11 protein-coding genes are annotated in these 13,990 nt (G+C 53.4%); 2 read left to right on the top strand and 9 right to left on the bottom strand.

All coding sequences use genetic code 11. The annotated features are described in order from the left end of the window. The first annotated feature begins 87 nt into the window (after window positions 1-87). Window positions 88-1,125, top strand: coding sequence for an aminopeptidase (locus ACERJC_RS13990; RefSeq protein ID WP_373671911.1), 1,038 nt, complete (start codon window positions 88-90; stop codon window positions 1,123-1,125). Between the two features lie 100 nt (window positions 1,126-1,225). Here the strand turns inward: ACERJC_RS13990 and ACERJC_RS13985 are convergent, their stop codons facing one another. The 4 genes from ACERJC_RS13985 to cysJ form a co-directional block, all read right to left on the bottom strand. Next, entirely contained in the window at window positions 1,226-1,507 is a 282-nt protein-coding gene (locus ACERJC_RS13985; RefSeq protein WP_371895371.1) for a DUF5339 domain-containing protein, read from the bottom strand. Between the two features lie 113 nt (window positions 1,508-1,620). After that, window positions 1,621-2,355: a phosphoadenosine phosphosulfate reductase gene (gene cysH, locus ACERJC_RS13980; RefSeq protein ID WP_373671910.1), complete on the bottom strand. Its 735-nt coding sequence runs from the start codon at window positions 2,353-2,355 to the stop codon at window positions 1,621-1,623. 160 nt (window positions 2,356-2,515) lie between these two features. Further along, a complete protein-coding gene (gene cysI, locus ACERJC_RS13975; RefSeq protein ID WP_373671909.1) occupies window positions 2,516-4,228 on the bottom strand; it encodes an assimilatory sulfite reductase (NADPH) hemoprotein subunit in 1,713 nt (570 codons plus the stop codon). After that, complete coding sequence (gene cysJ / locus ACERJC_RS13970) at window positions 4,228-6,027, bottom strand: NADPH-dependent assimilatory sulfite reductase flavoprotein subunit (protein ID WP_373671908.1); 1,800 nt, start codon at window positions 6,025-6,027, stop codon at window positions 4,228-4,230. Before cysJ ends, cysI begins: the two co-directional genes overlap by 1 nt. 305 nt (window positions 6,028-6,332) lie before the next feature. Here cysJ and queD point away from each other — a divergent pair, with 305 nt between their 5' ends. Beyond that, the gene (gene queD, locus ACERJC_RS13965; protein WP_152402449.1) at window positions 6,333-6,695 is read left to right on the top strand and encodes a 6-carboxytetrahydropterin synthase QueD; all 363 of its coding nucleotides are present in this window, start codon (window positions 6,333-6,335) and stop codon (window positions 6,693-6,695) included. 84 nt (window positions 6,696-6,779) lie between these two features. On the opposite strand, the gene queE is transcribed toward queD, so the two are convergent. The 5 genes from queE to relA form a co-directional block, all read right to left on the bottom strand. Then, window positions 6,780-7,451, bottom strand: a complete 672-nt coding sequence (gene queE / locus ACERJC_RS13960) for a 7-carboxy-7-deazaguanine synthase QueE (protein WP_373671907.1) — start codon at window positions 7,449-7,451, stop codon at window positions 6,780-6,782. 137 nt (window positions 7,452-7,588) lie between these two features. Then, window positions 7,589-8,884 carry a phosphopyruvate hydratase gene (eno, locus tag ACERJC_RS13955; RefSeq protein ID WP_042322547.1) on the bottom strand — a complete coding sequence of 432 codons (1,296 nt, stop codon included), beginning with the start codon at window positions 8,882-8,884 and terminating at the stop codon, window positions 7,589-7,591. An 88-nt stretch (window positions 8,885-8,972) separates the two neighbouring features. Continuing rightward, entirely contained in the window at window positions 8,973-10,610 is a 1,638-nt protein-coding gene (pyrG, locus tag ACERJC_RS13950; RefSeq protein ID WP_286632179.1) for a glutamine hydrolyzing CTP synthase, read from the bottom strand. Between the two features lie 224 nt (window positions 10,611-10,834). Beyond that, window positions 10,835-11,626 (bottom strand): nucleoside triphosphate pyrophosphohydrolase, encoded by a 792-nt coding sequence (mazG, locus tag ACERJC_RS13945; RefSeq protein WP_286632180.1) that lies wholly within the window; start codon window positions 11,624-11,626, stop codon window positions 10,835-10,837. Window positions 11,627-11,722: 96 nt separating this feature from the next. Next, a complete protein-coding gene (gene relA / locus ACERJC_RS13940) occupies window positions 11,723-13,957 on the bottom strand; it encodes a GTP diphosphokinase (RefSeq protein WP_152402437.1) in 2,235 nt (744 codons plus the stop codon). Window positions 13,958-13,990: the final 33 nt, after the last annotated feature.

The raw sequence follows: 13,990 nt of genomic DNA, 5'->3' as shown, positions 1-13,990 counted from the left end.
CTTAGCGAGGTCACCGTTTCATACTAGATGGATTAAAATTTTTGCTTTGTATTCAGGGTTTCCCCCGCTGGCTATTAAGGATTCACTATGTTTTCCGCAACGCGCCGTCTTTCTGCTCTCCTGGCGCTCGGCGTATGCTTTATTGTCCCCGCTCAGGCGTCATCCCCAAAACCGGGCGATTTTGCGACAACGCAGACCCGTCATATTGCGACCGTTTTCCCGGGAAGGATGACCGGTTCCCCGGCAGAAATGTTGTCTGCCGACTATTTACGCCAGCAGTTTGAGCAAATGGGCTATCGCAGCGATATCCGCACGTTCAACAGTCGCTACATTTATACCGCTAAAAATAACCGCAAAAACTGGCATAACGTGACCGGCAGTACCGTCATTGCCGCTCATGAAGGCAAAGCCCCGCAGCAGATTATTATCATGGCGCATCTGGACACCTACGCCCCGCAAAGTGACACCGATACCGATGCAAATCTTGGCGGTCTGACACTGCAAGGTGTGGATGATAACGCCGCCGGACTGGGCGTTATGCTCGAACTGGCAGAACGCCTGAAAAATGTGCCTACCGAATACGGTATTCGCTTTATTGCCACCAGCGGCGAGGAAGAGGGAAAACTGGGGGCCGAAAACCTGCTCAAACGCATGAGCGCGGCCGAGAAGAAAAACACACTGTTGGTGATTAATCTCGATAACCTGATCGTCGGCGATAAGTTGTATTTTAATAGTGGGCAAAATACCCCGGAAGCCGTGCGCAAATTAACCCGCGACCGGGCATTAGCTCTCGCGCGCAGTCATGGTATTGTCGCTACCACTAATCCTGGCCTGAATAAGGATTATCCAAAAGGCACCGGTTGTTGCAACGACGCAGAGGTTTTCGATAAAGCGGGAATTTCGGTGCTTTCCGTCGAGGCGACGAACTGGAATCTCGGCAAGAAAGATGGTTACCAACAGCGCGCCAAAACCGCCTCTTTCCCGGCAGGAAATAGCTGGCACGACGTACGTCTGGATAATCAACAGCATATTGATAAAGCCCTGCCTGGACGTATTGAACATCGCAATCGCGACGTCATGCGCATTATGCTGCCGCTGGTGAAAGAATTAGCGAAAGCGAGCTAATCATACGGCCGGATAAAGCGATATTGCTATCCGGCAAAAGACGCGAAGAGTGACACCATTCTGAGCGTCGTTTATTTCCATTACGCTCTTTTATAATAAATTATTGGATGCCCATGGACTGCTTCATTTGTACCAGCGCAGCAGCGCCTTGTTTACAGCCAGCATCCTGATTTTCAGCCGGTAATCCTGCGAGTTGCTTCTTAGCCTCCTCCAGTTGAGGTTTCATTGCTTCCATCTGCTGTTTAGCCTGATCGCTGGTTTTTGATGCCTGAACAATCAACGCATCAACATCATCAAAGTATTGCTGACAAGTATCAGTAATTGCTGCAAAAGAAGAACCAGACACCAGAGTTAGCATCGCAACAAAAAAAATCTTTTTCATTTAGTTAATCCCTCAGTTTTAAATTGACGTCACTGCCTCCGGCAATAACGTCACCAAGGGTAAAACAAAGCGATTTATAAAACAGCCCGGGATAATATTTTCAGATTTTTATTTTAGCCTTCGTGCAGTCCGCACTCACGCTTCAACCCAAAGAAACGTGTCTCTTCTTCTGCCATGCCGGGTTCCCATTTGCGCGTGGTATGTGTATCCCCCACGGAAAGATAGCCCTGATCCCACAACGGGTGATACTTCAGCCCGTGCTTTTGCAGGTACTGATAAACCGTGCGGTTATCCCAGTCGATAATTGGCAGCACTTTAAAGACCCCACGCTGGATAGCCAGCACGGGCAGATGCGCACGACTACCGGACTGTTCGCGACGCAACCCCGCAAACCAGGTGTGCGCATTGAGTTCCTGCAGCGCCCGGTTCATCGGTTCGACTTTGTTGATCTCATTGTATTTCTCGATGCCTTCCACGCCCTGCTCCCACAGTTTGCCATAACGCGCTTCCTGCCAGGCGGCGCTTTCGGGGGCGCGATAAACCTTCAGATTCAGTTTGAGCTTGTCCGTTAACTCATCAATAAACTGGTAGGTTTCCGGGAAAAGATAGCCGGTATCGGTCAGGATCACCGGGATATCCGGGCGGATCTGATTGACCAGATGCAGACTCACCGCCGCCTGAATCCCGAAGCTTGATGAGAGGACGTATTCGCCAGGCAAATTCTCCAGCGCCCAGGCTACGCGCCCCTCAGCGTCAAGTTTTTCCAGTTGGCTGTTGGTTTCAGCCAGTGCCATCACGCGCTCCACTTTCGGCAGCGCGTTCAGAGCGTGTAGATCGAGTCTGGACATAGGTTCCTCACTGTTTGACTGCCTGATGGCGCTTCGCTTATCAGGCCTGCAACGGCTTTGCCTGATGGCGCTTCGCTTATCAGGCCTACAACGGCCACCGGGCGTCTACAAAATCCGTAGGCCGGATAAGGTGTTCACGCCGCCATCCGGCAATAAGACGTTATTCCCAGAAATCCCGGGCAGGATCGAGCACCGGGCGAATAATGCCCGCACGCACCGTAAAGTCGCCGAAGCCTTCACCCGCTTCTCGCTCTTTCGCCCAGCGCCCAATCAGTTCGTCCAGCGAGTCGAGAATTTCCGGTTCGGTGATGTTCTCTTTGAACATCCGCGGGATACGCGTGCCGATTCGGTTACCGCCAAGATGCAGGTTGTAGCGTCCCGGCGCTTTCCCGACCAGCCCGACTTCTGCCAGCATCGCGCGGCCGCAGCCGTTCGGGCAACCCGTCACACGCATCACGATATGCTCGTCACTGACATGATGCTTCGCCATCAAACCATCAATTTTATCGATAAACGTCGGCAGGAAGCGCTCGGCCTCCGCCATCGCCAGCGGACAGGTTGGGAAAGACACGCAGGCCATGGAGTTTTCACGCTGTGGCGTCACCGTGTTCATCAGGCCGCTCTCTTGCGCGATCTTCTCAATCTTCGCCTTCTGGCTCTCCGGAACACCCGCGATAATCAGATTCTGATTCGCGGTAATACGAAACTCGCCTTTATGGATTTTCGAAATCTCCAGCAGGCCCGTTTTCAGCGGACGTCCCGGATAATCGAGAATTCGACCATTTTCGATAAACAGCGTCAGATGCCATTTATTGTCGATGCCCTTCACCCAGCCAATACGATCGCCACGACCGGTAAATTCGTACGGACGAATCGGTTCGAATTTGATGCCGGCACGACGTTCCACCTCCGCTTTGAACGTCTCGACTCCCACGCGTTCCAGCGTATATTTGGTTTTCGCATTTTTACGGTCAGTACGGTTACCCCAGTCACGCTGCGTGGTGACAACGGCTTCTGCCACGGCCAGCGTGTGCTCCAGCGGCAGATAGCCAAATTCGCTCGCCGTACGGGCGTAGGTTTTCTTGTTACCGTGCTCGATGGAAAGACCGCCGCCCACCAACAGGTTAAAGCCCACCAGCTTGCCATTTTCCGCAACCGCGACAAAGTTCATGTCGTTAGCATGCAGATCGATATCGTTCTGCGGCGGGATCACCACCGTGGTTTTGAACTTACGCGGCAGATAGGTCTGACCGAGGATCGGCTCCTCATCGGTGGTCGCGACTTTTTCCTGATCGAGCCAAATTTCAGCATAGGCGCGGGTACGCGGCAGCAGATGCTCGGATATCTTTTTCGCCCACTCGTAAGCTTCGGCATGCAGCTCTGACTCGTACGGGTTCGAGGTACACAGCACGTTACGGTTCATGTCGTTGGCGGTTGCCAGCGCGTCCAGCCCAACGGAGTGCAGCATCTGGTGCACCGGCTTCACGTTCTTCTTCAGGATCCCGTGGAACTGGAACGTCTGCCGGTTGGTCAGGCGAATGCTGCCATAAATGGTGTTGTCATGGGCAAACTTATCAATCGCCTGCCACTGTTTGGTGGTGATGACACCGCCCGGCAGACGGCAGCGAAGCAGCATCGCGTGACGCGGCTCCAGCTTCTGTTCTGCACGCTCGGCGCGGATATCACGGTCATCCTGCTGGTACATGCCGTGAAAACGGATCAGCAGGAAGTTATCACCTTTAAAACCGCCGGTGAGACCGTCATTCAGATCCTCAGCAATGGTGCCGCGCAGATAGTTGCTTTCCAGCTTCATGCGCTCGGCGTCCGTCAGTTTACCTTCGACCACCAGGGGCCCTGGATGTTTTTCGCTCATTAGTAGACATCTCGCTGATAACGGCGCTCAACGCGCAGCTCACTTAAAAATTCATCCGCTGATTCCGCGTCCATCGCGCCGAATTCAGCAATCACTTCCAGCAATGCCTGCTCAACGTCTTTCGCCATGCGATTAGCGTCGCCGCAGACATAAATATGCGCACCGTCATTAATCCAGCGCCACAGTTCTGCGCCCTGTTCGCGCAGTTTGTCTTGTACGTACACTTTTTCTTTTTGATCTCGTGACCAGGCGAGATCGATACGGCTCAGTACGCCCTCTTTGACATAACGCTGCCATTCCACCTGGTAGAGGAAATCTTCGGTAAAGTGGGGATTGCCAAAAAACAGCCAGTTTTTACCTGATGCTTCATCAGCGGCGCGCTGCTGCATGAAGGCGCGGAACGGCGCGATGCCCGTACCCGGACCAATCATAATCACCGGCGTTTCAGGGTTCGTCGGCAGACGGAAGTTATCGTTATGTTCGATGAACACACGCACTTCGCCCTCTTCTTCAACGCGATCGGCGAGGAAGCTGGATGCGCCGCCGGCACGCGCGCGACCTTCCACTTCATAACGTACCGCACCGACGGTGATGTGCACTTCGTTCTCCACTTCAGCCTGAGACGACGCAATAGAGTAAAGGCGCGGCGTCAACGGACGTAACAGGTCGACCAACGCCTGTGCATCCAGCTGTGCTGGCGAAAAACGCAGCATATCGACAACCGGCGTTGTCGTCGCATAATGCTGCAACTGTGCCCTGTCGCCAACCAGCGGCAACAGCGATTCACTGCGCGTTAAGGTGGCATAGTTTTCAACGATATTGGCGGTATTGACGGTCAGTTCGACATGCCACTGTAACGCGTCGGACAGCGACAGAGACTGGCCATTGACCGTAACGGGCTCATCACCTTTCAGCCAGACCAGTTCCACCATCTCTTTCACCAGCGCAGGATCGTTCTGATACCAGACGCCCAGCGCGTCGCCAGGCTGGTAGCGCAGACCCGACTCACCGAGATCGATTTCAATATGGCGAACATCTTTCTCTGAATCACGGCCGGTGATTTTTTGATTCACGGACAACGCCGCGCTCAACGGCGCTTCTTTGGTATACGGGCTGGAATGGATCTCATTCACCGCTCCGCTGGCAATCGACGGAGTCTGTGTCGCAACCGGCGCACGTGATTTCAACACCTCAACCACACGGGTACGCCACTCGGCGGCGGCGGCCTGGTATTCCACATCGGCGTCAACGCGATCCAGCAAACGCTCACCGCCAAGTTCCGCCAGTTTGCTGTCAAAATCTTTGCCTGACTGACAGAAAAACTCGTATGACGTATCACCCAGACCAAAAATAGCAAATGCCGTGTTTTCGAGCTTCGGCGCTTTTTTAGAGAACAGGAACTTATGCAGCGCGACGGCTTCTTCCGGCGGCTCGCCTTCACCCTGTGTAGACGTGACGACAACCAGCAGTTTCTCATTGGCGATTTGTTTGAATTTGTAGTCGCCTGCGTTCACCAGCGTGACGCTGAGCTTTGCCGCCAGCAGGTCGTCACGCAGCGCTTCTGCCACACGACGCGCATTGCCCGTTTGTGACGCGGAGATCAATGTGATGCCCGGCATTTCAGCAACGGGGGCCGGCGTCGCAACGGTCGCGCCGGGTTGCTGATTCAGCGTGCCCCAGAAATAGCCAGAAACCCATGCAAGCTGCATGGGCGTGAGATCGGTAGTGGCCGCCTGAAGGCGGGCCAGTTGCTCCGGGTTCAGCGGAAGCAAAGCGGAAGGTGGGGCCTGTGTCGTCATGCGTCGTTATGTTCCAGTAAGCAAAGCGGATTTAAGCAATAAAACCCAAACTGAAGATAAGGGTAACGGCGGTGATAGTAACAATTAAAGAAGGGATGGAAATAACAAATAACCAAATGGACTAACCTGTTTTAGTTCTAGTTATTAACAACAAAAACGATTAAATAACCACATGAAATATATGAAGTTATCTCCTATAAAGTTGATGAATGACGTAATCTGCGACGGAAAGCCGTTTTAGTTAATGATAAAAAATGTACTTTCCGGTACCCTACGGCGGTTTTTTGCCTGACTGAGAGTTTAAGATGACCACCACCCTGTTTAAAGATTTCACCTTCGAAGCCGCTCACCATCTGCCCCATGTTCCTGAAGGGCATAAATGTGGCCGTCTGCACGGACACTCCTTTATGGTGCGCCTTGAAGTCACCGGTGAAGTCTGTCCACATACAGGCTGGATTATCGATTTCGCCGAATTAAAAGCCGCGTTCAAGCCAACTTACGACAGGCTCGATCATTACTACCTGAACGACATTCCCGGTCTGGAAAATCCGACCAGCGAAGTGCTGGCAAAATGGATTTGGGATCAGGTCAAACCGTCACTCCCCCTGTTGAGCGCGGTGATGGTGAAAGAAACCTGTACGGCGGGCTGCGTCTATCGCGGCGAGTAAATGTTTCGTCTTGCCGGATGGCGACGCGAAACGTCTTATCCGGCCTACAGATAAGCCCGACAGGTTAACCCGCCGGGCTTTTTATCAGGCAATATTCAGGTATTTGTGCGTCTGCATCGACAGGCGCCAGTTGCGCGCGATGCAGGTTTCGATGCACAGGCGTGTGGCATCCTCTTTCTGACTGATGGGTTGCAGCGCAATCACTCGCGGTTTGTCGTCACTCAGCGTGGCAAGCAGTTCGTCCAGCGCTTCAATGTCACGCACGCGACCGACCGGATGTTTAATCTCATTCGCGCGTTCCAGGGCCTGTGAGAGAACGTCATAACCACCACGCATGTTCACCTTCGGCGAAACGGTCACCCAGGTATTGGGTGTGCAGCGCACTTCATGCGTACCGCTGGTCTCTATCTGGCAGCTGAATCCATTTTTTTCCAGCAAATCAGTAAGTGGCATCAGGTCATGGATACAGGGCTCGCCGCCGGTAATCACCACATGACGCGCGGTGTACCCTTGTCGACTAATCACGGCCAGCAGATCTTCGCTGTTCGCCGCGCCCCATTTATCGCTCTCTTTGGTTTTCGCCAGGATGCTGTACAGGGAGACTTCCCGATCCTCAAGCTTATCCCAGGTGTGTTTGGTATCGCACCAGGCACAGCCGACCGGGCATCCCTGTAAACGAATAAAAATGGCGGGGACGCCGGTAAAGTAACCCTCACCTTGCAGGGTCTGGAACATCTCGTTAATCGGGTACTGCATAGCGTTCTCTGTTAAAGGGATAATCTGTAATTATCGCAGATTTCGTCTTCCTGGTCATGCGCAGCGGCTGCGCTAACCGCAGGCATAAAAAAACCCGCCGAAGCGGGTTTTTCAGAGCATAAAGCGGCAGTAATAAATTACTGGCCTTTGATCTCTTTACGACCGTTGTACGGTGCTTTTTCACCCAGCGCTTCTTCGATACGAATCAGCTGGTTGTATTTAGCAACGCGGTCAGAACGGCTCATAGAACCGGTTTTGATCTGGCCTGCAGCGGTACCAACAGCCAGGTCAGCGATGGTTGCATCTTCAGTTTCACCGGAACGGTGAGAGATGACAGCCGTGTAGCCAGCGTCTTTCGCCATCTTGATTGCAGCCAGCGTTTCGGTCAGAGAACCGATCTGGTTGAATTTGATCAGGATGGAGTTAACGATGCCTTTCTCGATACCTTCTTTCAGGATCTTGGTGTTGGTTACGAACAGATCGTCACCAACCAGCTGGATTTTGTCGCCCAGTACTTTGGTCTGGTAAGCAAAACCATCCCAGTCAGACTCGTCCAGACCGTCTTCGATAGAAACGATCGGGTACTGTTTGGTCAGGTCTTCCAGGAAGTGAGTGAATTCTTCAGAGGTGAACGCTTTGTTGCCTTCGCCCGCCAGAACGTATTTACCGTCTTTGTAGAATTCAGAGGCTGCACAGTCCATCGCCAGAGTGATGTCTTTGCCCAGCTCGTAACCTGCTGCTTTAACCGCTTCAGCGATAACAGCCAGCGCTTCTGCGTTAGAACCCAGGTTCGGCGCGTAGCCACCTTCGTCACCCACAGCCGTGTTCATGCCTTTCGCTTTCAGAACTTTAGCCAGGTTATGGAACACTTCAGAACCCATACGTACGGCTTCTTTCAGGGTTTTCGCGCCAACCGGCTGAATCATGAATTCCTGGATGTCGACGTTGTTGTCAGCGTGCTCACCACCGTTGATGATGTTCATCATCGGAACCGGCATGGAGTATTTGCCCGGAGTACCGTTCAGCTCAGCGATGTGCTCGTACAGCGGCATGCCTTTAGCGGCAGCAGCAGCTTTGGCGTTTGCCAGAGACACAGCCAGGATGGCGTTTGCACCGAAGTTGGATTTATTTTCAGTACCGTCCAGGTCGATCATGATTTTGTCGATGCCAGCCTGATCTTTGGCATCTTTGCCAAGGATTGCCTGAGCAATCGGGCCGTTAACCGCGCCAACAGCTTTCAGTACGCCTTTACCCATGAAGCGGGATTTGTCGCCATCGCGCAGTTCCAGCGCTTCGCGGGAACCCGTAGAAGCACCTGACGGAGCTGCTGCCATACCGACGAAACCACCTTCCAGGTGTACTTCGGCTTCAACAGTCGGGTTACCACGGGAGTCGATGATTTCACGACCGATGACTTTAACGATTTTGGACATTAGGTTTTCCTCAGTACAAGTTAAACTAAAACTCCAGACAAACAACGCGTACCTTTGGTACGCGTTGCCGTTCTAACTTTTTTACTTCTTACTTCGCCTGACGCTTCTGATGCTCGCTGGCGGCTTTCACAAAGCCAGCAAACAGCGGATGTCCATCACGTGGCGTGGAAGTAAATTCCGGATGGAACTGACAGGCCACGAACCACGGATGATTCGGTACCTCAATGATCTCGACCAACTGATCATCACCGGAACGGCCTGCAACACGCAGACCCGCAGCTTCAATCTGTTTCAACAGCATATTGTTGACTTCGTAACGATGGCGATGACGCTCAACAATGGTCGGTGCGCCGTACAGTTGACGAACCAGACTATCGTCGCCAAGCTGACACTGCTGCGCGCCCAGACGCATCGTGCCGCCGAGATCGCTCTTCTCAGTACGAACCTCAACGTTGCCTTCTTCGTCACGCCATTCGGTAATCAGCGCCACAACCGGGTACTTACAGTCTGGCACAAATTCCGTCGAGTTGGCGTTGTCCATACCGGCGACATTACGCGCAAACTCAATCAACGCAACCTGCATACCCAGGCAAATGCCCAGATAAGGAATATTGTTCTCACGCGCATAGCGTGCAGTGGCGATCTTCCCTTCCACACCACGGTAGCCAAAGCCGCCAGGGATCAGGATAGCGTCCAAATCTTTCAGGATTTCGACACCACGCGTTTCAACATCCTGCGAATCGATAAGCTTAATGTTGACGGTCACACGATTTTTCAGACCACCGTGTTTCAGCGCTTCGATAACGGACTTGTAGGCATCCGGCAGTTCGATGTACTTGCCCACCATGCCGATAGTCACTTCGCCCGCCGGATTCGCTTCTTCATAAATAACCTGTTCCCATTCAGACAGGTTAGCTTCCGGACAGTTCAAGCTGAATCGTTTACAAATATAATCGTCCAGGCCCTGCGATTTCAACAGGCCTGGAATTTTATAAATGGAATCGACATCTTTCATTGAAATAACGGCTTTTTCCGGCACGTTACAGAACAATGCAATTTTTGCGCGCTCATTTGCCGGAACGGTGCGATCGGAACGACAAATCAGAACATCAGGCTGAATACCGATGGACAGCAGTTCTTTCACAGAGTGCTGGGTCGGTTTGGTTTTAACTTCACCCGCGGCGGCCAGGTAAGGCACCAGGGTCAGGTGCATGAACAGCGCGTGTTCACGACCGATATCAACCGCCAGTTGTCGAATCGCTTCAAGGAACGGCAGAGATTCGATATCACCGACGGTGCCACCGATTTCAACCAGGACAACGTCATGGCCTTCGCCGCCTTCCAGCACGCGTTCTTTGATAGCGTTGGTGATGTGCGGGATAACCTGTACGGTCGCCCCCAGATAGTCGCCACGACGCTCTTTGCGCAGAACGTCAGAGTAGATACGACCCGTAGTGAAGTTGTTGCGGCGGCTCATTTTGGTGCGAATGAAACGCTCGTAATGACCCAGGTCCAGGTCGGTTTCAGCGCCGTCTTCGGTAACGAACACTTCCCCGTGTTGGATTGGGCTCATGGTACCCGGATCGACGTTAATATACGGATCCAGTTTCATGATGGTCACGTTGAGGCCACGGGCTTCAAGAATGGCTGCGAGGGAGGCTGCGGCAATGCCTTTACCCAGAGAGGATACGACCCCGCCGGTCACAAAAATATAGTTCGTTGTCATGCTGAACCTGAGAAGTTAGGGTGAAACGATGGAATAACCAGGACGGGAAAGTAGTATACCCGAACATGACGTACGCCACAAACTTTCATTATCCCTCCTCTTCGTCAGCTCACATTTAACATCGGGAGTGAGAAAATAGCCCCTTTGGGGTAAATGTTTTTGACGCAAATCAAGAGCTTGTTATTTAAAAAATCACACAAAACGCCCTTGACCGCTCAAACTCCTTAGAGATCAATTTCCTGCCGTTTTACCTGCTGCCAGACTTCTTCCATGGTTTCCAGATCAACCCCCGTCATTTCCAGGCCCCGTGCCGCCACAATCCGCTCGACCTCACGAAAACGCCGCTCGAACTTTTCGTTGGCTTTTTGCAGGGCGGTCTCCGCTTTGGTGCCTAAGTGACGGGCCATATTGACAGTGGCAAAGAGCAAATCGCCCATTTCCTCTTCCAGTTTAGCCTGGTCGACCACGACCTGCCGTGCCTCGTGCATGACCTCGTCAATCTCTTCGTACACCTTGTCAACCACCGGGCCCAGCGTCGTCCAGTCAAAGCCAACATTCGAACAACGCTTCTGGATTTTCTGTGCCCGCATTAACGCCGGTAAGCTACGCGGAATATCATCAAGGGCAGAATGCTGCGCCTTTTGCGCCCGTTCGCCGGTTTTAATTTGCTCCCAACGAGCCAGCACTTCGCTGCTGTTATGAGCCTGAGCATCGGCAAAAACGTGCGGATGTCGGCGCTCCAGTTTGTCACTGATGGCGGCACAAATGTCATTGAAATCAAAGCGCCCCTCTTCCTGGGCTATCTGCGCGTAAAACACCACCTGGAACAACAGGTCGCCCAGTTCACCGCGTAGATCGTCAAAATCTTCACGAGAAATCGCGTCGAGTACTTCGTAGGTTTCTTCAAGGGTGTAGGGGGCAAGCGTGGCGAAAGTCTGTTCGTTATCCCACGGACAGCCGGTTTCCGGGTCGCGCAGGCGCTGCATGATGCCAAGCAGGCGGTCAATTTGAGTCATTGGAACATCCTGAAAAATAGGCCCGATAAGCGAAACGTCATCGGGCATTCTGATATTGCCGGATGACGGCTAACGCCTTATCCGGCCTACAAATAATTAATTGCCGTGCAAACGACGCGCGTCAATCACATCGGGGACCTGATTCAGCTTGCTGAGCACGCGTCCCAGCACCTGCAGGTTATAGATTTCAATCGTCATGTCGATGGTGGCGAGCTGCTGTTTGGTATCGCTGCGGCTGGCAACGCCAAGCACGTTGACCTTCTCGTTCGCCAGAATCGTCGTGATATCACGCAGTAAGCCGCTGCGATCGTTGGCCTGTACGCGCACCACCAGCGAGTATCCCGCCGAGTAACTTTCGCCCCAGACGGCCTCCACGAGGCGCTCTGGCGCATGCGCGCGCAGTTCGACCAACTGCTCACAGTCTGCCCGATGGACAGAAATCCCGCGCCCCTGGGTGATGAACCCGACAATCTCATCGCCCGGAATCGGCTGGCAGCAACGGGCAATGTGATGCATCAGGTTGCCGACCCCTTCCACAACCACGCGACCATCATCTTTACGGCGGTTCTGCGGGGAATGCGTTTTCTGCTGAAGCTGCTTCAGCGCGGCGGCATCCTCTTCGGCGGCGCTCGGTTTGTTGAACTGCGATTGCAGGAAATTCACCATCTGATTCAGACGGATATCTCCACCGCCAATCGCCGCCAGCAACTCCTCCAGTTCGTTAAAGTTGTAGCGCGGCAGCAGGTGCTTTTCCGCTTCTTTCAGGCTGATCCCCAAATGCGACAGCTCATCATCCAGAATCTGCCGTCCGGCAAGGATGTTCTTGTCCCGATCCTGTTTACGGAACCAGGCGTGAATTTTCGAGCGCCCACGGCTGGTCGTCACATAGCCCAGATTCGGGTTCAGCCAGTCACGACTGGGGTTTGGCTGTTTCTGGGTGATAATTTCGATCTGATCGCCCATTTGCAACTGATAGGTGAACGGTACGATGCGCCCACCGATTTTCGCCCCAATGCAACGATGCCCTACGTCGCTGTGAATGTGATACGCAAAATCGAGCGGCGTGGAGCCGGCGGGCAGATCCACCACATCGCCTTTCGGCGTAAAGACGTAGACCCGGTCGTCAAAGACCTGACTGCGTACTTCGTCGAGCATCTCGCCGGAGTCCGCCATCTCTTCCTGCCAGGCGATCAGCTTACGCAGCCAGGCAATGCGGTCCTCATGACCTGAACGCGCCCCGCCCGCGACCGCGCCTTCTTTGTACTTCCAGTGCGCGGCAACGCCCAGTTCGGCGTCCTCGTGCATCTGCTTAGTGCGAATCTGGATCTCAACCGTTTTGCCGCCCGGCCCCAATACCACGGTATGAATCGACTGATAGCCATTCGGTTTCGGGTTGGCAACGTAGTCGTCAAACTCATCCGGCAGATGGCGATAGTGGGTGTGCACAATCCCCAGCGCAGCGTAGCAGTCCTGCAAACGCTCGGCGACAATACGTACGGCGCGGACATCAAACAGCTCATCAAACGCCAGATGCTTTTTCTGCATTTTTCGCCAGATGCTGTAGATGTGTTTCGGGCGTCCGTACACTTCCGCCTTCACGCCTTCGGTTTTCATTTCCGATCGCAGATGACCGACGAACTCTTCGATGTAATGCTCCCTGTCGATACGTCGTTCGTGCAGCAGTTTGGCAATGCGTTTGTACTCGGCGGGATGCAGATAGCGGAAGCAATAATCTTCCAGTTCCCATTTCAACTGGCCGATACCTAATCGGTTCGCCAGCGGGGCGTAGATGTTGGTGCACTCTTTCGCCGCCAGTACGCGTTCATCTTCCGGCGCGTCTTTCACCTCGCGCAGATGGGCAATGCGTTCGGCGAGTTTAATGACCACGCAGCGGAAGTCGTCGACCATCGCCAGCAGCATCCGCCGCACGTTATCGACCTGCTCTGAGGAGACGGAATCGGTATGGGTCGCTTTCAGTTGGCGAATGGCCGCCATGTCACGCACGCCGTGAATCAGGTTGACGATAGACTTACCTACGCTTTCCTGCAGGGTATCTTCGCTAACGACATTGGCATCTGCCAGAGGGAACAGCAGCGCAGCCCGCAGCGTGTCGATATCCATACTCAGCGTTGAGAGGATTTCCACCATCTCCACGCCACGCCACAGCAGCAGTTCCGCATCCGGATGCCCCTGTGTCTGTTGCAGGCAATACGCCCAGGTTTCGGCTAAGCGTTCACATGACTGCTGGCTGGTGATCCCAAGACTTTCGATCCATTTTTTCGGGTCAAATTCCCCAGCTTTATTTAGATGTGCACTTCTTACCGCAACCATTGTCCTCTCCTTAAGGGACGTGACCTGTCGAAG

The sequence above is a fragment of the Citrobacter telavivensis genome (genome assembly GCF_041807075.1).
GTDB classification, from domain to species: Bacteria; Pseudomonadota; Gammaproteobacteria; order Enterobacterales; family Enterobacteriaceae; genus Citrobacter_A; species Citrobacter_A telavivensis.
This window is presented reverse-complemented; position numbering and strand designations above follow the sequence as displayed.